Source organism: Pseudomonas sp. YNh, assembly GCF_037993085.1.
Classification (GTDB): domain Bacteria; phylum Pseudomonadota; class Gammaproteobacteria; order Pseudomonadales; family Pseudomonadaceae; genus Aquipseudomonas; species Aquipseudomonas putida.
Map to the genome: position 1 here is coordinate 47,928 of NZ_JBBMRJ010000011.1, position 22,928 is coordinate 70,855.

24 protein-coding genes and 1 other RNA gene are annotated in these 22,928 nt (G+C 63.9%); 9 read left to right on the forward strand and 16 right to left on the reverse strand.

Going from position 1 to position 22,928, the window contains the following annotated elements; all coding sequences use genetic code 11:
• Window positions 1–39: 39 nt before the first annotated feature.
• The 7 genes from WF331_RS13630 to WF331_RS13660 form a co-directional block, all read right to left on the reverse strand.
• Window positions 40–1,662, reverse strand: a complete 1,623-nt coding sequence (locus tag WF331_RS13630) for an ABC transporter permease (protein ID WP_340622998.1) — start codon at window positions 1,660–1,662, stop codon at window positions 40–42.
• Between the two features lie 163 nt (window positions 1,663–1,825).
• Window positions 1,826–2,827: an extracellular solute-binding protein gene (locus WF331_RS13635; protein WP_016502158.1), complete on the reverse strand. Its 1,002-nt coding sequence runs from the start codon at window positions 2,825–2,827 to the stop codon at window positions 1,826–1,828.
• 120 nt (window positions 2,828–2,947) lie between these two features.
• Window positions 2,948–4,165 carry a 2-octaprenyl-3-methyl-6-methoxy-1,4-benzoquinol hydroxylase gene (locus WF331_RS13640; RefSeq protein ID WP_162838454.1) on the reverse strand — a complete coding sequence of 406 codons (1,218 nt, stop codon included), beginning with the start codon at window positions 4,163–4,165 and terminating at the stop codon, window positions 2,948–2,950.
• 9 nt (window positions 4,166–4,174) lie between these two features.
• Entirely contained in the window at window positions 4,175–4,657 is a 483-nt protein-coding gene (locus tag WF331_RS13645; protein WP_016502160.1) for a DUF4442 domain-containing protein, read from the reverse strand.
• Window positions 4,654–5,853 (reverse strand): 2-octaprenyl-6-methoxyphenyl hydroxylase, encoded by a 1,200-nt coding sequence (gene ubiH, locus WF331_RS13650; RefSeq protein ID WP_016502161.1) that lies wholly within the window; start codon window positions 5,851–5,853, stop codon window positions 4,654–4,656. The genes WF331_RS13645 and ubiH overlap by 4 nt, the downstream gene beginning before the upstream one ends.
• On the reverse strand, window positions 5,850–7,184 hold the full coding sequence (gene pepP, locus WF331_RS13655; RefSeq protein WP_016502162.1) for a Xaa-Pro aminopeptidase: 1,335 nt from the start codon (window positions 7,182–7,184) through the stop codon (window positions 5,850–5,852). The genes ubiH and pepP overlap by 4 nt, the downstream gene beginning before the upstream one ends.
• Window positions 7,185–7,205: 21 nt before the next feature.
• Window positions 7,206–7,760, reverse strand: coding sequence for a YecA/YgfB family protein (locus WF331_RS13660; RefSeq protein ID WP_016502163.1), 555 nt, complete (start codon window positions 7,758–7,760; stop codon window positions 7,206–7,208).
• Between the two features lie 181 nt (window positions 7,761–7,941).
• On the opposite strand from WF331_RS13660, the gene WF331_RS13665 reads away from it, so the two are divergent.
• The 4 genes from WF331_RS13665 (at window position 7,942) to WF331_RS13680 (ending at window position 9,333) form a co-directional block, all read left to right on the forward strand.
• The gene (locus WF331_RS13665; protein ID WP_029886233.1) at window positions 7,942–8,124 is read left to right on the forward strand and encodes a TIGR02449 family protein; all 183 of its coding nucleotides are present in this window, start codon (window positions 7,942–7,944) and stop codon (window positions 8,122–8,124) included.
• Window positions 8,121–8,441 (forward strand): cell division protein ZapA, encoded by a 321-nt coding sequence (locus tag WF331_RS13670; RefSeq protein WP_049278290.1) that lies wholly within the window; start codon window positions 8,121–8,123, stop codon window positions 8,439–8,441. The genes WF331_RS13665 and WF331_RS13670 overlap by 4 nt, the downstream gene beginning before the upstream one ends.
• A gap of 17 nt (window positions 8,442–8,458) precedes the next feature.
• Window positions 8,459–8,638, forward strand: a non-coding RNA gene (gene ssrS, locus WF331_RS13675) — 6S RNA.
• A gap of 86 nt (window positions 8,639–8,724) precedes the next feature.
• Window positions 8,725–9,333, forward strand: coding sequence for a 5-formyltetrahydrofolate cyclo-ligase (locus WF331_RS13680; protein WP_016502165.1), 609 nt, complete (start codon window positions 8,725–8,727; stop codon window positions 9,331–9,333).
• 18 nt (window positions 9,334–9,351) lie between these two features.
• On the opposite strand, the gene WF331_RS13685 is transcribed toward WF331_RS13680, so the two are convergent.
• Window positions 9,352–9,504 carry a hypothetical protein gene (locus tag WF331_RS13685; RefSeq protein ID WP_016489747.1) on the reverse strand — a complete coding sequence of 51 codons (153 nt, stop codon included), beginning with the start codon at window positions 9,502–9,504 and terminating at the stop codon, window positions 9,352–9,354.
• Window positions 9,505–9,683: 179 nt separating this feature from the next.
• On the opposite strand from WF331_RS13685, the gene WF331_RS13690 reads away from it, so the two are divergent.
• The 4 genes from WF331_RS13690 (at window position 9,684) to WF331_RS13705 (ending at window position 15,019) form a co-directional block, all read left to right on the forward strand.
• Window positions 9,684–10,133 (forward strand): EVE domain-containing protein, encoded by a 450-nt coding sequence (locus tag WF331_RS13690; RefSeq protein WP_016502166.1) that lies wholly within the window; start codon window positions 9,684–9,686, stop codon window positions 10,131–10,133.
• 95 nt (window positions 10,134–10,228) lie between these two features.
• On the forward strand, window positions 10,229–11,188 hold the full coding sequence (locus WF331_RS13695; protein WP_059394518.1) for an HlyD family secretion protein: 960 nt from the start codon (window positions 10,229–10,231) through the stop codon (window positions 11,186–11,188).
• A complete protein-coding gene (gene rbbA / locus WF331_RS13700; RefSeq protein WP_284359122.1) occupies window positions 11,185–13,905 on the forward strand; it encodes a ribosome-associated ATPase/putative transporter RbbA in 2,721 nt (906 codons plus the stop codon). Before WF331_RS13695 ends, rbbA begins: the two co-directional genes overlap by 4 nt.
• A 1-nt stretch (window position 13,906) precedes the next feature.
• Complete coding sequence (locus tag WF331_RS13705) at window positions 13,907–15,019, forward strand: ABC transporter permease (protein WP_016502169.1); 1,113 nt, start codon at window positions 13,907–13,909, stop codon at window positions 15,017–15,019.
• 114 nt (window positions 15,020–15,133) lie between these two features.
• On the opposite strand, the gene WF331_RS13710 is transcribed toward WF331_RS13705, so the two are convergent.
• Complete coding sequence (locus tag WF331_RS13710; RefSeq protein WP_016489751.1) at window positions 15,134–15,538, reverse strand: flagellar basal body-associated protein FliL; 405 nt, start codon at window positions 15,536–15,538, stop codon at window positions 15,134–15,136.
• 157 nt (window positions 15,539–15,695) lie between these two features.
• Between WF331_RS13710 and WF331_RS13715 the strand changes: the two genes are divergently transcribed.
• Window positions 15,696–16,673 (forward strand): NADPH:quinone oxidoreductase family protein, encoded by a 978-nt coding sequence (locus WF331_RS13715; RefSeq protein ID WP_016502171.1) that lies wholly within the window; start codon window positions 15,696–15,698, stop codon window positions 16,671–16,673.
• A 32-nt stretch (window positions 16,674–16,705) separates the two neighbouring features.
• On the opposite strand, the gene WF331_RS13720 is transcribed toward WF331_RS13715, so the two are convergent.
• From WF331_RS13720 to trxA, 7 genes are all read right to left on the reverse strand, one after another.
• The gene (locus WF331_RS13720; RefSeq protein WP_041167937.1) at window positions 16,706–17,356 is read right to left on the reverse strand and encodes a gamma-glutamylcyclotransferase; all 651 of its coding nucleotides are present in this window, start codon (window positions 17,354–17,356) and stop codon (window positions 16,706–16,708) included.
• 245 nt (window positions 17,357–17,601) lie between these two features.
• Complete coding sequence (locus WF331_RS13725) at window positions 17,602–18,570, reverse strand: CDP-6-deoxy-delta-3,4-glucoseen reductase (RefSeq protein WP_340622999.1); 969 nt, start codon at window positions 18,568–18,570, stop codon at window positions 17,602–17,604.
• Window positions 18,570–20,036: a 4-hydroxy-3-polyprenylbenzoate decarboxylase gene (gene ubiD, locus WF331_RS13730; protein WP_016502174.1), complete on the reverse strand. Its 1,467-nt coding sequence runs from the start codon at window positions 20,034–20,036 to the stop codon at window positions 18,570–18,572. Before ubiD ends, WF331_RS13725 begins: the two co-directional genes overlap by 1 nt.
• Before the next feature lie 123 nt (window positions 20,037–20,159).
• A complete protein-coding gene (locus WF331_RS13735; protein ID WP_016489756.1) occupies window positions 20,160–20,474 on the reverse strand; it encodes an addiction module antidote protein in 315 nt (104 codons plus the stop codon).
• Complete coding sequence (locus WF331_RS13740) at window positions 20,471–20,791, reverse strand: type II toxin-antitoxin system RelE/ParE family toxin (RefSeq protein WP_019470978.1); 321 nt, start codon at window positions 20,789–20,791, stop codon at window positions 20,471–20,473. Before WF331_RS13740 ends, WF331_RS13735 begins: the two co-directional genes overlap by 4 nt.
• A 213-nt stretch (window positions 20,792–21,004) precedes the next feature.
• Window positions 21,005–22,264: a transcription termination factor Rho gene (gene rho / locus WF331_RS13745; protein WP_003253661.1), complete on the reverse strand. Its 1,260-nt coding sequence runs from the start codon at window positions 22,262–22,264 to the stop codon at window positions 21,005–21,007.
• Between the two features lie 228 nt (window positions 22,265–22,492).
• The gene (gene trxA / locus WF331_RS13750) at window positions 22,493–22,819 is read right to left on the reverse strand and encodes a thioredoxin TrxA (RefSeq protein WP_012274768.1); all 327 of its coding nucleotides are present in this window, start codon (window positions 22,817–22,819) and stop codon (window positions 22,493–22,495) included.
• Window positions 22,820–22,928: the final 109 nt, after the last annotated feature.

Genomic DNA, 22,928 nt, shown 5'->3' on the forward strand with positions numbered 1-22,928 from the left:
TGCCGCGCATTGTAGCCGCAAGGACGCAGGCTGGCACCCTCAGTGATTGTGACCTGGTCGATGTGCCGAACGGCGGATCAGGCCGATGACCGGCAGCAGGCCCACCAGTACCAGCGTCAATGCTGGCAGCGAGGCACGTGCCCATTCGCCCTCGCTGGTCATCTCGAACACCCGTACCGCCAAGGTGTCCCAGCCGAACGGTCGCATCAGCAAGGTGGCCGGCATCTCCTTGAGCACATCGACGAACACCAGCAGGGCGGCGCTGAGGGCACCGGGCACCAGAAGCGGCAGATACACCTTGAAAAACAATCTGGGCCCACTCACGCCGAGGCTACGGGAGGCCTCGGGCAGTGACGGGCGGATACGCTCCAGGCTGCTTTCCAGCGGCCCGTAGGCCACGGCGATGAAACGCACCAGATAGGCCAACAGCAATGCCGCAAGGCTGCCCAGCAGCAGCGGCTTGCCTGCCCCGCCCAACCAGCTGGACAGCGGGATGACCAAGTGGTTATCGAGGTAACTGAAGGCCAGCATGATCGACACTGCCAGCACCGAGCCGGGCAAGGCATAGCCCAGATTGGCCAGGCCGACCCCGGCGCGGATACCCCCAGTCGGCGCCTGCCGCCGGGCAAAGGCCAGCAACAGCGCCACGCTCACCGTGACCAGTGCCGCCATGCTGCCCAGGTACAAGGTGTGCAACACCAGACCGATATAGCGCTCGTCCAGGTCATGCCGGCCGCGTTGCCAGAACCACGCCAGCAGCTGCAGCAGCGGGATGACGAAGGCGCAAGCAAACACCAGCAGGCACCAGCCACTGGCCAGCAACGCCTTCATCCCACGCAGGTGGTACAACGCCTGCGCCCGCGGCCGCTCGTTGCCGCTGCGGCTGGCGCCCCGGGCACGGCGCTCGCCAAACAGCACCAGCATCACTGCAAGCAGCAACAGGCTGGCCAGCTGGGCGGCGCTGGACAGGCTGAAGAAGCCGTACCAGGTCTTGTAGATGGCGGTGGTGAAAGTGTCGAAATTGAACACGGCCACCGCGCCGAAGTCGGCCAGGGTTTCCATCAAGGCCAGGGCGATGCCGGCACCGATCGCTGGCCGCGCCATGGGCAGGGCCACGCGCCAGAACGCTTGCAGGGGCGATAGCCCGAGGACGCGCGCCGCTTCCATCAGGCCTTTGCCCTGGGCCAGGAAGGCCGTGCGCGCCAGCAGGTAGACGTAGGGGTAGAACACCAGCACCAGCACGATGATCACCCCGCCGGTGGAGCGCACCCGCGGCAGGCGCATCGGCCCGAACACCTCACGCAGGGCGCTTTGCACCGGGCCGGCGAAGTCCAGCAGGCCGACGAATACAAACGCCAGCACATAGGCAGGGATGGCGAACGGCAGCATCAGCGCCCAGTCCAGCCAGCGCCGGCCTGGGAACTCGCAGAGGCTGGTGAGCCAGGCGAGGCTCACGCCTAGCACGGTGACGCCGATACCTACGCCCACCACAAGCGTCAGGGTATTGCCCAACAGGCGGCTCATCTGGGTGTCGAGCAGGTGCGACCAGATCTGCGTATCGATCGACTGCCAGGACAACAGCAGGACGCTCAGGGGCAGCAGCACCAGGGCGGCGATCAGGGAGACCGGAAGGTACCAGCGGCGTTGGGGGGTGTGGGGCAAGTTCTATGTCTCTGTGGCTGATGTGCGACCGCTTTGCGGTCGTTCGCGGGCATGCCCGCTCCCACAGAGGGCCGCACAACCCTCAAAGGCAGTGCAGATCCTGTGGGAGCGGGCATGCCCGCGAAGAGGCCCTTGCAGGCCCCGGAAGGATACGGCCTGGCGCTTAGTTGTAGCCAGCGCGATCCATCAAGCGAATGGCTTCGGCCTGGCGCTTGCCGGCAATTTCAACCGGAATGCTGTCAGCCTTGAAGCTGCCCCATGCTGCCACTTCCTCGGAAGGCTTCACCTTCGGGTTGGCCGGGAACTCCTGGTTGATGTCGGCGAACAGCTTTTGCGCGTCTTCGCCCGTCATCCATTCCACCAGCTTTTTCGCCGCTTCCGGGTGTGGCGCGTGCTTGGTCAGGCCAATACCCGACAGGTTGACGTGCACGCCACGGTCCCCCTGGTTGGGCCAGAAGATCTTCACCGGCAGGCTCGGGTTCTGCTTGTGCAGGCGGCCGTAGTAATAGGTGTTGACCACGCCCACGTCACACTGGCCGGCCTCGATGGCCTGGATCACCGCGTTGTCGTCGGAGAACACATCGGTGGACAGGTTGTTGACCCAGCCTTTGACGATCTGCTCGGTCTTCGCCTCGCCATGGGTCTCGATCAGGGTGGCGGTGAGCGACTGGTTGTACACCTTCTTCGCCGTGCGCAGGCACAGGCGGCCTTCCCACTGTTTGTCGGCCAGGGCTTCGTAGGTGCTCAACTCCTCGGGTTTGACCCGCTCTGTGGAGTAGATGATGGTGCGGGCGCGCAGGCTCAGGCCGGTCCAGTCGTGGGACGAGGCGCGGTACTGCGGCGGAATGTTCTGGTCGATGATGTCGGACTTGATCGGCTGCAGGATGCCCATCTGCTCGGCTTGCCACAGGTTGCCGGCATCGACGGTCAACAGCAGGTCGGCCACGCCGTTGTCGCCCTCGGCCTTGATGCGTTGCATCAGCGGGGCTTCCTTGTCGGTGATGAACTTGATCTTGACCCCGGTCTTGGCGGTATAGGCATCGAACACCGGCTTGATCAGCTCGTCGATGCGCGAGGAGTACACCACCACTTCGTCCGCCGCTTGGGCGGTGCCGCCGAACAGGGTCAGGGCCAGGGCGGCCAGTAGGGGCTTGCGTGGCAACATGGGAAGCACTCCTCGGATCGTTTGAGAGGTGCGAATGGTAGTGAATCCCATTTTCTGGCTCATCTACCTAGCAGTTACCGGATGTTGCAGAGCATGCACCGCCCATTGCAGGAGCAGCCTTCAGGCTTTGGCCAGATCCGGCAGATCACCACTCAAACCCAACGCCTGGCGCACAAACAGCGCCTTGGCCTCCGGCATCTGCTCCACCAGTTTCAACCCGCTGTTACGCAACCAGCGCAACGGCAGCGGGTTGGCCTGGAACAACCGCTCAAAGCCCTCCATGGCCGCCATCAGCGCCAGGTTGTGCGGCATGCGCCGCCGCTCGTAACGGCTCAACACCTTCACATCTGCCAGCCGCTCGCCACGCTCGCAGGCATTGACCAGCACCTCGGCCAGTACCGCAGCATCCAGGAAGCCCAGGTTGACGCCCTGCCCCGCCAGCGGGTGGATGGTGTGCGCAGCATCGCCGATCAAGGCCAGGCCCTCGTCCACATAGCGTTTGGCGTGGCGCTGGCGCAGCGGCACGCACACCCGCGGGTCGGCCTGCAGCACGTCACCCAGGCGCCCCTCGAAGGCCCGCTCCAGGGCCTGCAGGAAGGCGGCTTCATCCAGTGCCATCAACTGCTCGGCGTGCTCCGGAGTGGTCGACCACACGATCGAGCACCAATCTTGCTGGCCATCGCGGGTCAACGGCAGAAACGCCAAAGGCCCCTCATCGGTGAAGCGCTGCCAGGCCGTGCCCTGGTGCCCGGCACTGCAGCGCACGCTGGTGACGATGGCATGGTGCAGGTAATCCCATTCGCGGGTTTCGCAACCGGCCAGGCGCCGCACCGCCGAGTTGGCGCCGTCGGCGGCGATCACCAGTGGAGCACGCAGTTGCCGGCCATCCGCCAGGGTCAGCAACCACTCGTCCCCCGAGCGACGCAACTGCTCCAGCCGCGCATTGGGCAGCAGGCCGATGTCGCTGTCGTGCAGGCGCTCCAGCAGGCCATCCTGCACCACCCGGTTCTCGACGATATGGCCAAGCACCTGGGCATGCACGCTGGCGGCCGAGAAGTGAATCTGCCCGGTGCCGCTGCCATCCCACACATGCATGTCGGAATATGGCGTAGCACGCCGCTGGGCGATGCCGTCCCACGCGCCGAGGCGCTCGAGGATGCGCTGGCTGGCCGCCGACAACGCGCTGACACGCGGTTCGAAGGGCGCCTGGGCATCGAAGGGCTTGACCGTCAGCGGGCCGCCATCGAGCAAGAGGATTTGCAAGCCACTGTGGCGCAACGCCAGGGCCAGTGCACTGCCGACCATACCGGCACCGACAATCAACAGATCTGCGCGCATTTCCATGCCTTACGCCAGCCTCGCTTGCGGCTTGAGCCGCACGTATAGGGTTTTATCGACCCGCGCCACCAGCTCGCCGGCGCCATCGCGGATATCGACCTGCAATCGCGGCAGGCACTTCTTGCCGGTGGCGGTCTGCTGGCGGATGTCGTCCAGCAGCGCGTCATCGACGTGGAACTCGGCATACACCGGGCCTTTGCCCGGCGAGATGAAGTCGATGCTGGCGGCCTTGTCCCAGACGATGTAGTCGCGGCCCAACTGCTCGATCAGCAGCAGCATGTAGAAAGGGTCGACCATCGAATACAGGCTGCCGCCAAACTGGGTACCGACATAGTTGCGGTTCCAGCGGGTCAGCTTCATCGCCACCTTGACGCTGCGCAGGTCGGGGCTGATGGATTGCACGCGGATGCCCGCCCCCAGGTACGGCGGGTAGAGGTTCAGCATCCAGCGCAACATACGCGCACGACGTGCCAGTTTACGCGAGTTGCTCATGCCTGCCCCCGCGGATCGGGGCGGGTGCCCAGGCCCATGGCCTGGCGGGCGAACCAGCTTTTGGCCGGCGGCAGCAAGTCGAGCCCGAGCAGCCCCAGGTTACGCCCGGCGGCCAGCAAGGGCTGGTTGCTGCCGAACAACCGGGTGACCTGGTCGGAAAAGCCGATGGTCATGGCCTGGTCCAGACGCTGGCGCTTGGCGTAAGCCTGCAGCGTGGCCAGGTCGCCAGGCTGCTGCGGGCCGGCCAGCAATGCATCGGCCAGCGACTGCACATCGCGCAGCGACAGGTTGAAGCCCTGGCCGGCAATAGGGTGCAGGCTGTGCGCGGCATTACCCAGGACCACCAGGTGCGGCCGCACCTGCTCCTGGGCCTCGATCAGCGACAAGGGGTAAAGGTGCCGTGCCCCGACCTGGCGCAACGCGCCCAGGCGATAGCCAAACACGCCTTGCAGTTCGCGCAGGAAACTGCGCTCATCGATGTCGGCAAGGCGCCGCGCATCCATGCCCTGGCGGGTCCACACCAGCGCACAGCGGTTTTCCGGCAACGGCAGCAGGGCCATGGGGCCTTCTTCGGTGAAGCGCTCGAACGCCTGGCCGCCGTGGGCTTCACCCGGGGTGATGTTGGCAATCAACGCGCTCTGCTGGTAGGGCGTGTGACGCACGTGAATCCCCAACTGCTCGCGCAGGCCGGAACGGCCACCGTCGGCCAGTACCGCCAGGTCGCATTCCAGCTGGGTGTCGTCATTCAACCCCAGGCGGTAACCGCCTTCGATCGCCTCCATCGAGGTCACTTCCGCCGGGCAGCGCCAGCTCACCACGTCGCTGTCCAGCCCTTGCCACAGGCACTGGCCAAGCCAGGCATTTTCCACCACGTAGCCCAGCGCCGGCACACCCTCTTCCTGGGCATCCAGGCGGGTGGCGCCGAAACGGCCACGGTCGGACACGTGAATTTGCCGAATCGGCTCGGCACGGCGGCCGATAGCCTGCCACAGGCCATGCTGCTGGTAGATCTGCTGGGTGCCGAACGACAACGCCGAAGAGCGCGCATCGTAGCTGGGCTGGAAGCTGTCGCCGGGGGCGAACGGCTCGATCAGCAAGATCTTCCAGCCGCGCGCCTTGGCCCCGGCCTGCAGGGTCAAGGCCAGGCTTGCGCCCACCAGGCCACCGCCAATGATCGCCAGGTTCACGCGGTTCATGCCGCGTCCTTGCGGGCGGCCTGCATCAGCGCCTCGATCTCGGCAACCGTGCGCGGCACGCCCGAAGTCAGGATTTCACAACCTTGCCTGGTCACCACCACGTCGTCCTCGATCCTTACGCCAATGCCGCGCCATTTCCTGGCCACGGCCTGATTGTCGGCGCCTATGTAGATGCCCGGCTCGACGGTCAGCGCCATGCCGGGCTCCAGCACCCGCCACTCGCCGCCCACCTTGTACTCGCCCACGTCGTGCACATCCATGCCCAGCCAATGCCCGGCACGGTGCATGTAGAAGGCGCGATAGGCCTCGCTGTCGATCAGCGCCTGCACCTCGCCCGAAAGCAGGCCAAGCTCGACCAGGCCTTCGGTAATGACCTTCACGGTCGCCTCGTGGGCGTGGTTCCAGTGCTTGCCTGGGGCGATTTCGGCAAACGCCGCGGCCTGGGCCTTGAGCACAAGCTCGTAGATGGCCTTCTGCTCGGGGGAAAAGCGCCCGCTGACCGGGAAGGTGCGGGTGATGTCGCTGGCGTAGCAGTCGATTTCGCAACCGGCGTCGATCAGCACCAGGTCGCCATCCTTGAGCGGGGCGTCATTCTGCTGATAGTGCAGGATGCAGCCATTGCGCCCGGCCGCGACAATCGAGCCGTAGGCCGGCATCTTCGCGCCGCCCTTGCGGAACTCGTAGTCCAGTTCGGCTTCCAGGCTGTATTCGTGCAGCCCGGCCCGGCAGGCCTGCATGGCCCGCACATGTGCCCGCGCCGAGATGGCTGCGGCGGCACGCATCACCTTCACTTCCGCTGCCGATTTATACAGGCGCATGTCGTGCAGCAGATGATCCAGCGCAACGAACTCGTTCGGCGGCTGCGCGCCCAGGCGGGCCTTGGAGCGGATCACGTTGATCCAGTCCATCAGCCGCCGATCGAACTCGGGGTTGCTGCCCATGGCGCTGTACACCCGCTCGCGGCCTTCGATCAGGCCCGGCAGGATCTCGTCGATATCGGTGATGGGGAAGGCGTCGTCGGCGCCGAAATCGCGCACCGCGCCTTCCTGGCCGGCCCGTAGCCCGTCCCACAGTTCGCGCTCCGGGTTGCGCTCACGGCAAAACAGTACGTACTCGCCATGTTCACGCCCCGGGATCAGCGCAATGACCGCCTCAGGCTCCGGAAAGCCGCTGAGGTACTGGAAGTCGCTGTCCTGTCGATACACGTGCTCGACGTCGCGGTTGCGGATGGCAACAGCGGCGGCGGGCAGGATGGCGATGCTGTTGGGGACCATCTGCGCCATCAGCGCCTTGCGCCGACGGGCATACTCGCCCTTGGGAATGTGGCTCATGGGCAGACTACCCCCGGTTGATCAGTGCAGCGATGGCTTGGGCGCGGGTGCGGCCGGCTTGGCCAGCTCGGAGAACAGCAGCAGAGGTGCCACGCGCAGGTACTCCATGACTTCCATGTAGTCGCTCTCGCCGTCTTCGGACTCTTCGAGGGCTTCCTGTACCTGGGAAATGGCCACCAGGTCCTGCAGCACATCCTTGGCTTCGTCAGACAAGTCCTTGCCGCCGGCATTCAGGCCGAAACCGGTAATGAAGCCTTGGCACCACTGGCCCAGCGCGGTGGCGCGGTCGCTCAGGGCGGCGTCGTCGGAAGGCAGCAACAGGACGATGGCCATGTCGTCGCTGGTCAGCTCGCCCTTGACCATTTCCTGCAGGCCGATCAGGGCGTTGCGCACGGTGTCACCCGGCTCGTTTTCCAGCAACTGGGCGGCATCGGCCAGCCAGGCATCGGCGTCGAAGCCGGCGCCGGCGCAGCTGCGGCCGACCAGCAGGCCGTGCAGTTCGGCCGGGGTGACAGGATGACCATTGCTCGAGAGCAGCATGGCGAAGGCGATGTAAGGCGATTGGGTATTGGGCATGGGCAGCTAGGCGCCAGACGGCGCAATGACTAGAATGGAGACCTTGTATCCTAGCACCGGCAGGCGCGCCAAGACCATCGGCACTGGCCGTCGCCGCCCAGGGAGAGGCATCATCGCCAGGTGACTCAACGACGGAGCGAATCGAGTGCAACCCACGCAAGAGAACGACCTTCAGGCACTGATGAGCCGATTCGAGTTGCTGATCGAACGCGTCGAGCAACTAAAACGGCAAAATGCACTCCTAGTAGCTCAGGAAAAATCCTGGCGCGAAGAGCGCGCCCACCTCATCGAAAAGAACGAGATCGCCAAGCGCAAGGTCGAGTCGATGATCTTACGCCTCAAGGCTCTGGAGCAAGACTCATGAGTTCAAGCAATAGCGTCACCGTGCAGATCCTCGACAAGGAATACTCGATCATCTGCCCGCCGGAAGAGCGCAACAACCTGGTCAGCGCCGCGCGCTACCTGGACGGCAAGATGCGCGAGATCCGCAGCAGCGGCAAGGTGATTGGCGCCGACCGCATCGCGGTCATGGCGGCATTGAACATTACCCACGAAATGCTGCATCGCCAGGAAGATCGCGCCGAAGCCCCGGCCAGCGGCGCCAACCGCGAACAGGTGCGTGACCTGCTGGATCGGGTAGACAAGGCTTTGTCCGACGACACGGATACCAAAATCGGCTGAGATTGGTATACTGGCGCCACTCCCTGGTGGATGCGCCAGTCGGTTATGTCCCTGAGCCGATACGCACAACCACGGGGGTTGCACGCTGGGGCCGGTGTGCATGTCCGCCCGACGGAAAGCCTTAACGCCCCCTGCAATCTCCACCTTGAACTTTCGGGTTCAAGGGCTACACCGACAGCGGTCTGATCGGGGAGCCTGAATTTTTTTGCCCGCCCCTTCAGGCGGGCAATTCGTTTTGGCCCACCGTCCAGTGCCGGCCAGTACATCTGGGATCGCCCGTGCCATGACCGACACCGCGCCGCTCACCCGCCCCCAGCTCCGTCGCCTGCTTCGCAATGCCCGCCGCGCCCTTACCCCTGCCCAGCAACGCAAGGCCACCCTCGGCCTGTACCGCCAGCTGGCGCAACACCCATTGTTCCGCCGCGCCCGCCACATTGCCTTGTACCTGCCCAACGACGGCGAAATCGACCCTTGCCTGCTGCTGCGCGAAGCCCAGCGTCGCGGCAAGCGTACCTACCTGCCGGTGCTGCACGCCTGGCCGCGCACGCGCATGGTATTCCAGCGGTTCGAGCAGGGCGAAAAGCTCAAGCCCAACCGCTTCCGTATTCCAGAGCCGGTGACCGACCGCAAGCGGCAGCGACCGGTCTGGGCGCTGGACCTGATCCTGCTACCGCTGGTCGGTTTTGACGAAGTGGGCGGGCGTCTGGGAATGGGCGGCGGCTTTTATGATCGCAGCCTGGCCTACCAGGCGCGTCGGCAAACCTGGAAAAAACCATTGCTGCTGGGGCTGGCGCACGAATGCCAGAAGGTCGAGCGGCTGGCGCAGGCCAGCTGGGATGTACCACTGCAGGGGACGGTCTCGGACCGTGGCTGGTACCTGGCACCGCGTTGAGCGGCGCCAGCGGGGGCATCAACGTTGTGGCTGGCTGGCGTCGACCGGCATCTGGTAGGCGCTGTCCAGCTTGCGCTCCCACAAACCCTGCGCATAACCGGTAGTGACCACACCCAGGCCAAAAATGAACACCAGGATCCACAGCAGATCCGGCTTTTTGCGTTGATTCATTGAAGATTGCCCCCCAGGCAAACTGTTCAGTGCTTGGCGATTTTCTGGGTATCGCCAGCGCATCGCGCTTTAAACGGGGCGCATTTTCCGACAACCTGCGTCCGCACGCAAACCTTGACGCCAACCGGCTGTCGGTTTCGTGCAACAGGTTATTTCAAACCTTTTCAGGAGCAGCATCCATGGCCTATTGGCTGATGAAATCCGAGCCCGACGAACTCTCCATCGAAGGCCTCGGCCGCCTTGGCGAAGCGCGCTGGGACGGCGTGCGCAACTATCAGGCGCGTAATTTCCTGCGGGCCATGAATGTGGGTGACGAATTTTTCTTCTATCACTCCAGCTGCCCGCAACCGGGCATCGCCGGTATTGCCAGAATCACACGCGCGGCGTACCCCGACCCCACCGCGCTGGACCCACAAAGCCACTACTACGATGCCAAGGCCACGGCCGACAAGAACCCGTGGAGTGCGGTGGATGTGGCCCATGTGCAAACTCTGCCACGGGTGCTGGAACTGGGCAGGCTGAAACAGCAGTCCGGCCTGGCCGAGCTGCCGCTGGTGCAGAAAGGCAGCCGCCTGTCGGTGATGCCGGTGACACCCGAACAATGGGCGGTGATTGTCGCGTTGTGTTGAAACAGTGGCTAAGGTCAAGGGTTTGACCGATATCAACACGCCACGAATGGCCCCGCGCCATGATGTGGTGTGCAAAACCGCAAGGATGCAGATCGATGAACCGATACGCCCCCAGAATCTTCGCCACCGCGCTGATCGCCCTGCTCGCTGCAGCCGCAGGGCTGGGGTACTGGAAGTCGCTCCACGACCAGCTGCCCGAAGGCCTGAGCATGGGCAACGGCCGCCTCGAAGCCACCGAAGTGCAGATCGCCAGCAAGATCCCCGGCCGCTTGGCCGAAGTGCTGGTCGACGAAGGCGACAAGGTCACCCGCGGCCAGCTACTGGCGCGCATTGACACCCGCACCATGGAAGCCCAGCGCACCCAGGCCGAAGCCGAAGTGCTGCGCGCGCGGGAAAACTACGCCGCGGCCCAGGCCAGCGTACAGCTGCGCCAGAGCGAACTGTTGCTGGCCAGCCAGGACCTCAAGCGCGTGCGCGAAATCTTCCAGCGCAAATACGCCAGCCAGCAACTGCTCGACCAGCAACAGGCACGCTTTGACACCGCCAACGCCGCCGTGGTCGCCGCCCGCGCCCAGCTGGCAGCGATCAAAGCCGCCATCGGCGCAGCCGAAGCCCAGGTGGCCCAGCTCACCAGCGAAATCGACGACAGCAGCCTGCGTGCGCCCATCAACGGCATTATCCAGCTGCGCCTGGCCGAGCCCGGTGAAGTGCTGGGTGCCGGCGGCCGCGTGCTGATGCTGATCGACCCCAGCGACCAGTACATGAACCTGTACCTGCCGGCTTCCACCAGCGGCACGCTGACCGTAGGCGACCAGGCGCGCATCGTGCTCGACGCCCTGCCCGAGCGCGCCTTGCCGGCCAAAGTGGCCTTTGTCGCAGCCAAGGCCCAGTTCACCCCCAAGCAGGTCGAAACCCGCGACGAGCGGCAAAAGCTGGTGTTCCGCGTCAAGCTTCGCCTGACCGACCCCGGCGCAGTGCCGCAGGCCAAACCGGGTATGCCAGGCGCCGGGTATGTGCGCACGGCTGAGGTGGACTGGCCGGCCAACCTGCAATGAACGCCCCGGCACTGCTGGCCGAGGGCATCGGCCACCGCTACGGCGGCCTGGTGGCCCTGCACACCCTCGGCTTCAGCCTGCCTGCTGGCACCCGCTGCGCGCTGATCGGCCCTGACGGCGCCGGCAAATCGACCTTGCTGGGGTTGATCGCCGGCGTTAAACGGCTGCAACAGGGCGAGCTGCAGGTGCTGGGTGGCTCGATCCGCCAGCGCCGTCATCGCGCGGCGCTGTACCCAAAAGTGGCGTTCATGCCGCAGGGGCTGGGCAATAACCTGTACCCGGAGCTGTCGATCAGCGAGAACATCCGCTTTTTCGCCACCCTGTTCGGCCTGGGCCGCCGCGAGTGCGAACAGCGCATGGCCAATCTGCTGCAGGCCACCGACCTGCAACGCTTTGCCGAGCGCCCGGCCGGCAAGCTGTCGGGTGGAATGAAGCAGAAGCTGGGGCTGTGCTGCGCGCTGATCCACGAGCCAGACCTGCTGATTCTCGACGAACCCACGACCGGCGTCGACCCGCTGTCGCGGCGGCGCTTCTGGGAGCTGGTCGAACAGGTTCGCGCACAGCGCCCGCAGCTGACACTGCTGGTGGCGACCGCCTACATGGAAGAGGCCGAACAATTCGAGCATTGCCTGATGCTCGATGGCGGCCGCCTGCTGGCCGCCGGCCCCAGCCACGACTTGGCTGCGGTCACCCCCAGCGGCAAGCTGGACGACGCCTTCACCCACTACCAGGGCGAGGGCAAGGCGCAGCAGCAACCCTTGCGCATCCCGCCGCGCCCGGCCACGGACAGCCCGGTCGCCATCGAGGCCCACGACCTGACACTGCGCTTTGGCGACTTCACGGCGGTGAACAAGGTCAGTTTCGCCATTGGCCGTGGCGAGATCTTCGGCTTCCTCGGCTCCAACGGCTGCGGCAAGACCACCACCATGAAAGTGCTCACCGGGCTGATGCCGGCCAGCGAGGGCAGCGCCAGCCTGCTCGGCCGCCCGGTGGACGCCAGTGACCTGGGCACGCGCAAGCGGGTCGGGTTCATGTCGCAGAGTTTCTCGCTGTATGGCGAGCTCAGCACCCGGCAGAACCTGGCCTTGCATGCCCGCCTGTTCGACCTGCCCAAAGCCGAGAGCGCCCAACGCATCGATGAGCTGATCGAGCGCTTCGACCTCGCCGCTATTGCCGACCAACCGTCCGGCGCCCTGCCCCTTGGCCTGCGCCAGCGCCTGTCATTGGCGGTGGCGGTGCTGCATCGCCCGGAAGTGTTGATTCTCGATGAACCGACCTCCGGCGTCGATCCAGCCGCTCGCGACGACTTCTGGCGCCTGCTGGTGCAATTGTCACGCGAACAGGGCGTGACCATTTTCCTCTCCACCCACTTCATGAACGAAGCCCAGCGCTGCGACCGCATCTCGTTGATGCATGCCGGGCGGGTACTGGCCTGCGACACCCCCGATGCCCTCCAGCGCCAGTACCACGGGGACACTTTGGAGGACGCGTTCGTGCGTTGCCTGGAGCAGGCCCAGGAGCTCGCGCCGCCAGCCGCGGACAACGCCGTGCTGGAGCAGGCAGCTACGCCCGCTCCGCCGCTGCGCCAGGGCTTCAGCCTGCGCCGCCTGCTGGCGGTGGCCAGCCGTGAGGGTAAGGAACTGCTGCGCGACAAGGTACGCCTGGCCTTCGCCCTGGCAGGCGCGCTGTTCATGATGGTGATCTTCGGCTACGGCATTTCGCTGGACGTAGAAAACCTTGCCTTCGCCGTGCACGACCAGGACCAGAGCCCGCAAAGCCGGGCCTACCTTGAGGCCTTCCGTGGCTCACGCTATTTTGCCGAACAGGCGCCGATTCGTGACAACCGCGAGATGCACCAGCGTTTGCAACGCTCGGAAATCAAACTGGCGCTGGAGATTCCGCCCGGCTTTGGCCGCGACCTGTACGCCGGGCGCCAACCGGTGGTGGCGGCCTGGCTCGACGGCGGCATGCCGTTCCGCGCAGAAACCAGCCGCAACTACGTGGAAGCCGTGCATCAGGCCAACCTTGAGCAACTGGCAAAGGCCAGCCCAGAGCCGCAGCCGCGTCAGGAGCTGGTGCGCCTGGAAACACGTTTTCGTTACAACCAGGACGTGGTCAGCGTGAATGCCATCGGCCCCGGCGTGATGGCGCTGATCCTGGCCTTCATCCCGGCCATGCTCACCGCGCTGGGCATTGTCCGCGAGAAAGAGCTCGGCTCCATCACCAACTTCTACGCCACCCCCCTCACCCGCCTGGAGTTCCTGCTTGGCAAGCAGATGCCTTACCTGGCCGTGAGCCTGATCAACCTGGCGCTGCTGGTGGCCATGAACCGCTGGCTGTTCGCCGTGCCGCTCAAGGGCAGCGTGCTGGCCCTGGCCTGTGGTGGCGTGGCCTACCTGCTGGCCACCACCAGCCTGGGGCTGTTGATCTCGGCCTTCACCCGCACCCAGATCGCGGCCATCCTGGGCACCATGATCATCACCAGCCTGCCAACCATCCAGTTTTCCGGGCTGATCGTGCCACGCTCGTCGCTGGACGGCGCAGCGGCGGTGATGGGCCAGCTGTTCCCGGCGGGCTACTTTCTCGATATCGCGGTCGGCACCTTCACCAAGGCGCTGGGGCTGCGTGAGCTGTGGCCGCAGTGCCTGATCCTGCTGGGCTTCTTCGCGGCCTTCACGGGCCTGAGCCTGGCCATGTTGAAGAAGCAGGAGGCCTGACATGTCGCGCCTGAACCACACCCTGCGCCTGGGCCTGAAAGAACTGACCAGCCTGCGCCATGACAGCGTGCTGCTGCTGTTCCTGCTGTATGCCTTCAGCGTGGCGATCTACATGCCGGCCGCCGGCTCGGTGATCGGCGTACACAACGCCAGCGTCGCGGTAGTGGACGAAGACCACAGCCTGCTGTCGCGCAAATTGACCCAGGCCCTGCAACCGCCCGAGTTCCAGCCCGCCGTGTCGCTGCCCGCAGAACGCCTGGACCAGGCCATGGACAGCGGCGAGTACACCTTCGTGATCAACGTACCGGTGAACTTCCAGAGCGACCTGCTGGCCGGGCGCTCGCCGGAGCTGCAGGTCAACGTCGACGCCACGGCCATGAGCCAGGCGTTCATGGGCGCCGGCTACATCGGCCGCATCTTCGAGCGCGAGCTGCTCGACTACAGCCAGCGCGGCAACGTGCAAAGCCCGGTGCTGATCAACCCCAAGGCGCTGTTCAACCCCAACCTTGAGGGGGGCTGGTTCCTGGCGGTGATCCAGATCGTCAACAACATCACCATCCTGGCGATCATCCTCACCGGCACCGCGCTGCTGCGCGAGCGTGAGCATGGCACACTCGACCACCTGCTGGTGCTGCCGCTCACCGCACTGGAAATCATGCTGGCGAAAATCGGCAGCAACGCGCTGGTGGTGGTGATCTGCACGTGGGTTTCGCTGGTGGTGGTCGTGAAAGGCGCGCTGGGTGTGCCGCTGTCCGGCTCGATGGGGCTGTTTCTGGCCGTGACCGCGCTGTACCTGTTCGCCAGTACCGCGCTGGGCATCTTCCTCGCCACCCTGGCACGCTCGACGCCGCAGTTCGGCCTGCTGGCAATCCCGGTGATCATCCCGATGCTGTTGCTGTCTGGCGGCAGCACACCCCTGGACAGCATGCCCCAATGGCTGCAATGGGTGATGCAGGGGTCACCGTCGACGCACTTTGTCAGCCTGGGCACTGCGATCTTGTTCCGGGATGCCGGCTGGGCGGTGGTTTGGCCGGATATCCTGGCGCTGGCGCTGATCGGCCTGGTGTTTTTCAGCGTCGCCCTGGCGCGGTTTCGCCGCAGCCTGGCCTCATGATACCTCAGGATCTATGGTCGGCAACTGTGGGAGCGGGCAAGCCCGCGAACACCGGCGAAGCCGGTGCCATTCACCGCGCCGCCTGCTTCGCGGGCTCGCCCGCTCCCACATTGATCACTGCACGATCAGGTTGTTGAACAGCAGGTCTTCGACGATCGGCTTGCCTTCTTCCGCTTCCAGCACCTGCTGCACCTGCTTCAACGCCTCCTGGCGAAGGTGTTCCTTGGCCTCGACGTTGCTCATGTTGTCCACGGTCTGCTGGGTGAACAGTGCTACCAGCTGGTTGCGGATCAGAGGTTCGTGATGCTTTACCGCCTTGGCCGCTTCGTCACCGGTCACGCGCAGGGCCACGTCGGCCTTGTACACGCGCAGCCGCGGGCCGCCGTCGAGGGCATAGTTGCCGACAAAGGGCGGGCTCAGGCTGATGTAGGCGACCTTGGGCGCCCCTTCCTTGGCTTCCTCGGCCATGGCCGCAGCCGGCAGCAGCAGCGCCAGTACCATCAAGATCCACGCTTTCACGAATTCGCTCCTCAATACAGTTGGCGCCAGCTTACCCAGCACGCCGCTCAAACCCAAGCCCGGGCTTATGCCGGCCCATCAGGGCGGGCCATGCTCGTTGACCCGGCAAGCGGCCCTCCTACACTTATCGGCCACTACCCGCAAAGGAATAGCCCCGATGAAAGCTGTGTTGTGCAAAACCCTGGGTCCGGCGCGCGATCTGGTACTGGAAGACGTGGCCAGCCCGCAGCCCAGGAAAAACGAGATTCTGCTGGATGTGCGGGCCGCCGGTGTCAATTTCCCCGACACCCTGATCATCGAAGGCAAATACCAGTTCCAGCCACCGCTGCCGTTCTCACCCGGCGGCGAAGCCGCAGGCGTGGTGGCCGCGGTCGGGGAAAAAGCCGGCGCGCTGAAGGTCGGCGAGCGGGTCATGGCGCTCACCGGCTGGGGTGCTTTCGCCGAGCAGGTGGCGGTGCCTTTCTACAACGTACTGCCGATCCCGGCCAGCATGGACTTCACCACCGCTGCCGCCTTCGGCATGACCTATGGCACCTCGATGCACGCCCTGCGCCAGCGCGGCCAACTGCAAGCAGGCGAGACGCTGCTGGTACTGGGCGCATCCGGTGGGGTCGGTCTGGCGGCGGTGGAAATCGGCAAGGCCATGGGCGCGCGGGTGATCGCGGCAGCCAGCAGTGCCGAGAAACTGGCCGTGGCCAAGGCGGCCGGGGCAGATGAGCTGATCGACTACACCCAGGCCAGCCTGCGCGAAGAAATCAAGCGGCTGACCGGTGGCCAGGGCGTGGACGTCATTTACGACCCCGTGGGGGGCGAGCTGTTCGAGCAGGCAGTGCGCGGGCTGGCCTGGAATGGCCGACTGCTGGTAGTGGGGTTTGCCAGCGGCAGCATTCCACAGCTGGCGGCCAACCTGGTGCTGCTCAAGGGCGCGGCGGTGCTGGGGGTGTTCTGGGGGGCGTTTGCACAGCGCCAGCCCGAGGATAACGCGGCCAACTTCAAGCAGCTGTTTGCCTGGCATGCCGAAGGCAAGTTGAAGCCGCTGGTGTCGCAGACTTATCCACTGGCCGAGGCCGGGGCTGCCATCGAGAAACTGGGGCAGCGGCAGGCTGTGGGTAAGTTGGTGGTGTTGATGCATTGATTATTCTGGGGCCGCACAGCGGCCCCAAAACCTCAAACTTCACGCAGGTTATGGCAACGCCTGAACCGCGCCTCCAGGTTGCGATCTGGCATCTGGTGGCTGCGCAAGGCATTCAAGGTCTGCTCGACATAGTCGCGCGTAGTGCCATAACGCCCCTTGGCACTGGCCAGGATCTGACTGAGCAAGGTATCCGGCAGGTTGCCCGCATAGCACGGCAAATGCCGCTCCAGCACAAAGCCCAAGGCCTGCACTTTGCTGCCATCGCCCAGCCGGCAGCTAAGCCAGTGCGGCCGGTAGGCCGGGTACGGCATCTCCCGTTGCCACAGGGCCATCAACGAGTCATCCAGGCTGCTTTCATCCAGCCGATAGGCAAAGCCGCTGCAGGAGCCACCACGGTCCAGGCCGAACACCAGCCCTGGGGTTTCCGGGGTGCCACGGTGCTCGTGCGACCACAGGTACAAGCCCCGGTGATAACCATGCACCCGCGCCCGCTGGCGTTCCACCGAACTGCACTCCGGGCGCCAGATCAATGAACCATAAGCGAACAGCCACACGGGCCCGCCCTGATGCCGAGACATGGTCGTCTTCATGGAGTTGAACAACTGGTCGTGAGTATGTTGCTGACCGAAGTCGAGTGCCGGAGGGTATGATACTTCCCAAGACATACTTTCAAGTGCCGACATAAGCTGCCGCCATTATCCCTATGAACTACGGATGTAGCGAGATTCGATTGAGATACGCCCCAAGCCTCTGTAGCAAGGGCGCTTGCAGTAACCATAGGCCAGAATTGCAGGAATACTCAAGCCCTCGCGGCAGAGTTTCATGCGCGGTTCCGACGACTGGGAATTACTGTTTCGGCAACTGTGAAAGTTATTAGCCAAGGCGGTAACAATTACCGCCTTATACCCACTCTTTCAAACTTCGGTTATTAACCGCGTGGCGCGTAGGCAAACACATCCGCACGCATGCGGTGTGCATCCATGCCGGCTTCGACCAAGGCGTCGAGGGTGGCATAGATCATGTTCGGTGAACCGCTGGCATATACATGCACGGTATTGAGGTCGGCGATGTCCTCGCAGACCGCCTCATGCAGCATGCCGCAGCGGCCTTCCCAGCCGCACAGGTCGCTGACGACCTGGTGCAGAAACAGGTTGGGCAGGCGCTGCCATTCGTCCCAGTGCTCGATCTGGTAGAAGTCTTCGGGCCGACGCACGCCCCAGTACAGGTGTACCGGGTGTTTGAAGCCGTTGGCGCGGCAATGCTCGAGCAGGCTGTGCATCTGGCCCATGCCGGTGCCGGCGGCAATCAGCACCAGTGGCCCGTCGGGCAGCTCGGCCAGGTGGGTGTCGCCAAACGGTATTTCGATGCGTGCCAAGCCATCACGCTTGAGCTGCTCGATCAGTTGCAATGCACTTGGCTCACGCGCCAGCACGTGCAGCTCCAGCTCTCGCCCTGCGTGGGGTGCGGAGGCCAGCGAAAACGCGGCAGGCTTGCCGCCCTCGCGCTCGATCATCAGGTACTGCCCGGCGTGGTATCGCAGTGGCTTGCCGGCTGGCGCACGCAGGCGCACCCGCCAGACGTCGCCACCAACGTCGACGCATTCACTGACGCTGCACGCCAGCTTGCGTACCGGCAGCTCGCCCAGGGCGAGCACACCATCCCAGAGCAAAACACAGTCCTCCAGCGGTTCGGCAATGCAGGTAAACAGCTCGCCATGGTCACGGACTTCGCCGTCCTGGCGTACCCGCCCTTCGACCAACAACGCGGCGCAGACATGGCAATTGCCATTGCGGCAGCTATTCGGGCAGTCATAGCCCAACCGCCGCGCTCCATCCAGGATCCGTTCCCCGGGTTCGAGCGCCAGCACCGCCCCGGACGGCTGCAACGTTACCTGCATCAATCTATTCCCAACTGATCCCACAGCTCATCGATACGGCGGGTGACGGCTTCGTCCTTGACGATGACCCGCCCCCATTCGCGTGTAGTCTCGCCCGGCCACTTGTGCGTGGCGTCCAGGCCCATCTTCGACCCCAGCCCCGATACCGGCGACGCGAAGTCCAGGTAGTCGATCGGCGTGTTGTCGATCATCACCGTATCACGCTTGGGGTCCATGCGCGTGGTGATGGCCCAGATCACATCGTTCCAGTCACGGGCGTTGATATCGTCATCGGTGACAATAACGAACTTGGTGTACATGAACTGTCGCAGAAACGACCACACACCCAGCATCACGCGCTTGGCGTGGCCCGGGTACTGCTTTTTCATGGTGACCACCGCCATGCGGTACGAGCAGCCTTCCGGCGGCAGGTAGAAGTCGGTGATTTCCGGGAACTGCTTCTGCAGGATCGGCACGAACACTTCGTTCAATGCCACGCCGAGAATCGCCGGCTCATCTGGCGGCCGGCCCGTGTAGGTGCTGTGGTAGATCGGCTTCTGCCGGTGGGTAATGCGCTCGACGGTGAACACCGGGAAGCTGTCCACTTCGTTGTAGTAGCCGGTATGGTCGCCATACGGGCCTTCCGGGGCCATTTCGCCCGGGTGGATCACGCCTTCCAGGATGATTTCGGCGGTGGCCGGTACCTGCAGGTTGCTGCCACGGCACTTGACCAGCTCGGTGCGATTGCCGCGCAGCAGGCCGGCGAAGGCATATTCGGAGAGGGTGTCCGGCACCGGGGTCACGGCACCGAGGATGGTCGCCGGGTCAGCACCCAGGGCCACGGCAACCGGGAACGGCTGGCCGGGGTTTTTCTCGCACCACTCACGATAGTCGAGGGCGCCCCCACGGTGGCTCAGCCAGCGCATGATGACCTTGTTGCGGCCAATGACCTGCTGGCGGTAGATGCCCAGGTTCTGGCGGTCCTTGTTCGGGCCGCGGGTGACGGTAAGGCCCCAGGTGATCAGCGGCGCCACGTCGCCTGGCCAGCAGTGCTGGATCGGCAGTGCGCCGAGGTCGACATCATCACCCTCGACCACCACTTCCTGGCATACCGCGTCCTTGACGACCTTCGGCGCCATCGACACGACCTTCTTGAAGATCGGCAGCTTGGACCAGGCGTCCTTCAGGCCCTTGGGTGGCTCGGGCTCCTTGAGGAAGGCCAGCAGCTTGCCGATTTCTCGCAGTTCTTCGACCGACTCGGCGCCCATGCCCATCGCCACGCGTTCGGGGGTGCCGAACAGGTTGCCCAGCACCGGAATGTCGAAGCCGGTGGGCTTTTCGAACAGCAATGCCGGGCCCTTCGCACGCAGGGTGCGGTCGCAGACCTCGGTCATTTCCAGGACTGGGGAGATCGGAACCTGGATGCGCTTGAGCTCGCCGCGCTGTTCCAGGCCACGGATGAAGTCGCGCAAGTCGCGATACTGCATGCAAAAGCCTCGTGTTGGCCGTATCGGTCGGGGTGCAGAGTGTAGCGCCGTTCGGGCATGGTTTGGGGGCAAAAATGCATTGGTGACCGCTTCACGCCTTGGTCGGGACGCTTACCTTGCGCCTCACCGATTATGCGATACAACCTTTGACAACCCGATTCCAAGGGCCTGCAGCACCTTCAACACAGTCGACAATCTCGGGTCCCCATCAGCAGCCAAGGCTCGATAGAGGTTTGGACGCGCAAGCCCCGTGGCCTGGGACAGATTACCCATCCCACCACGCGCTTCCGCTACGCGCCGAACCGCCGTCAGAAAACCTGCGGCGCCACCAGGCTCATCGATTTCTTCAAGCGCAACCGCAAGATAATCGATGGCGAAAGACTCATCCTTGCGGAGCATTTCGAGAACACTTTCTTCATGCGAGCGTGTGCCGGTCATAGCGCTACCTTATGCCTCTGCCACAGAGATCTGGCTTGATCAATATCGGCCTGCTGCCGGTCTTTCGTGCCACCTCCGAGCAGGAAAATGATCTTCCGCCCGGAGATGGCGTAATAGACGCGATAGCCTGGCCCGAAGTCCAGTTTCATCTCGAACACGCCATCACCCACTGGTTGGGTCACGCCAAAATAGCCCTGCGCCGCCCGGTCGACCCTTGTAGTGATTCGCGCCTTCACCCTTGTGTCACGGATGGTGTTCAGCCATGCCTGGTAAACATCCACATCATTAGCGGATAGAACGTGATGAACTGCGTACATCCAAGTGTACCTTATAAGAGACATCCGTGTGACGATTCATCAACCAGCCCGGCTTCGCTGGTCTTCGGGAGGCAGGAGGCAAATGCCTGGATCAGGCAGGCCCCCACGCCACAAGCAGCATGTTGGCCTTCGTTCGGCGTGCTGGCGAACGGTCTTTTGTGACAAACAGCAAAAAGCCGGGTTTCCCCGGCTTTTGCGTGATGCCTGCGAAGCTTACTTGCGCTTCATCGACAGGAAGAACTCGTCGTTGGTCTTGGTCTGCTTGAGCTTGTCGACCAGGAACTCGATGGCAGCGATTTCGTCCATCGGGTGCAGCAGCTTGCGCAAAATCCACATGCGCTGCAGTTCGTCGTCGGCAGTCAGCAGCTCTTCGCGGCGGGTACCGGAACGGTTGATGTTGATGGCCGGGAACACGCGCTTCTCGGCGATGCGGCGGTCCAGCGGCAGCTCCATGTTGCCGGTGCCCTTGAACTCTTCGTAGATCACTTCGTCCATCTTCGAGCCGGTTTCGACCAGCGCGGTGGCGATGATGGTCAGCGAACCGCCTTCCTCGATGTTACGCGCGGCGCCGAAGAAGCGCTTCGGCTTCTCCAGGGCGTGGGCGTCGACACCACCGGTCAGCACCTTGCCGGAGCTTGGGATCACGGTGTTGTAGGCACGCGCCAGACGGGTGATGGAGTCCAGCAGGATGACCACGTCCTTCTTGTGCTCGACCAGGCGCTTGGCCTTCTCGATCACCATTTCGGCAACCTGCACGTGGCGGGTTGGCGGCTCGTCGAAGGTGGAAGCAACCACTTCGCCGCGCACGGTGCGCTGCATTTCGGTCACTTCTTCCGGGCGCTCGTCGATCAGCAGCACGATCAAGTGGCACTCGGGATTGTTACGGGTGATGTTGGCCGCGATGTTCTGAAGCATGATGGTCTTGCCCGCTTTTGGCGGGGCGACGATCAGGCCACGCTGGCCTTTGCCGATCGGGGCGCACAGGTCGATGACGCGACCGGTCAGGTCTTCGGTGGAGCCGTTACCGGCTTCCATCTTCAGGCGCTTGTTCGGGAACAGCGGCGTCAGGTTTTCGAACAGGATCTTGTTCTTCGCGTTTTCCGGACGGTCGAAGTTGATGGTATCAACCTTCAGCAGGGCGAAGTAACGCTCCCCTTCCTTCGGCGGGCGGATCTTGCCGACGATGGTGTCGCCGGTACGCAGGTTGAAACGGCGGATCTGGCTGGGCGAGACGTAGATATCGTCCGGGCCGGCCAGGTAGGACGCATCAGCCGAGCGCAGGAAACCGAAACCATCCTGGAGAATCTCCAGCACGCCGTCACCCGAAATCTCTTCGCCGCTCTTCGCGTGCTTCTTCAGCAGGGCGAAGATCACGTCCTGTTTGCGCGAACGGGCCATGTTCTCGATGCCCATCTGTTCGGCCATTTCCAAAAGATCGGTAATCGGCTTTTGCTTGAGTTCAGTCAGGTTCATAAGGGGAGTGACGTAATCATGTAAGAAGGGAGAATTAAGCTTCTGGCTTAATGAGGCCGCGCCGCTAGATGGCGACAGGATCGCGTACTGATTCGAATTAGGGATGCTTCGGCGACGGCGTGTAGAGGGCACTGGAAAAGCAGTGCGAGGCCGAATGTAACACTTGCTTTTTTCTGCGTCTAGTGCTCTGGAAAAGAAAAACCCCGCATTTGCGGGGCTTTTTTCACATCACAGGTGGGCGTCGAGGAACGCGGCCAGCTGCGACTTGGAAAGCGCGCCAACCTTGGTGGCTTCGACGTTACCGTTCTTGAACAGCATCAGCGTCGGGATACCACGCACGCCGTGCTTGGCCGGGGTTTCCTGGTTCTCGTCGATATTCAGCTTGGCGACGGTCAGCTTGCCCTCGTAGGTAGCAGCGATATCGTCCAGAACCGGAGCGATCATCTTGCATGGGCCGCACCATTCAGCCCAGTAGTCGACCAGCACCGGGCCTTGAGCCTGCAGTACGTCGGCTTCGAAGCTGGCGTCGGTGACGTGTTTGATTTTGTCGCTCATGGAAATCTCCAAGGTCGTAAGCAATAAAAAACGTTGCCCATCATAGCCGCCCCCGCCGCCGACAGGAAGCCACGGACGATTGACTGTAACTATAGTTGTGCAAGACGCC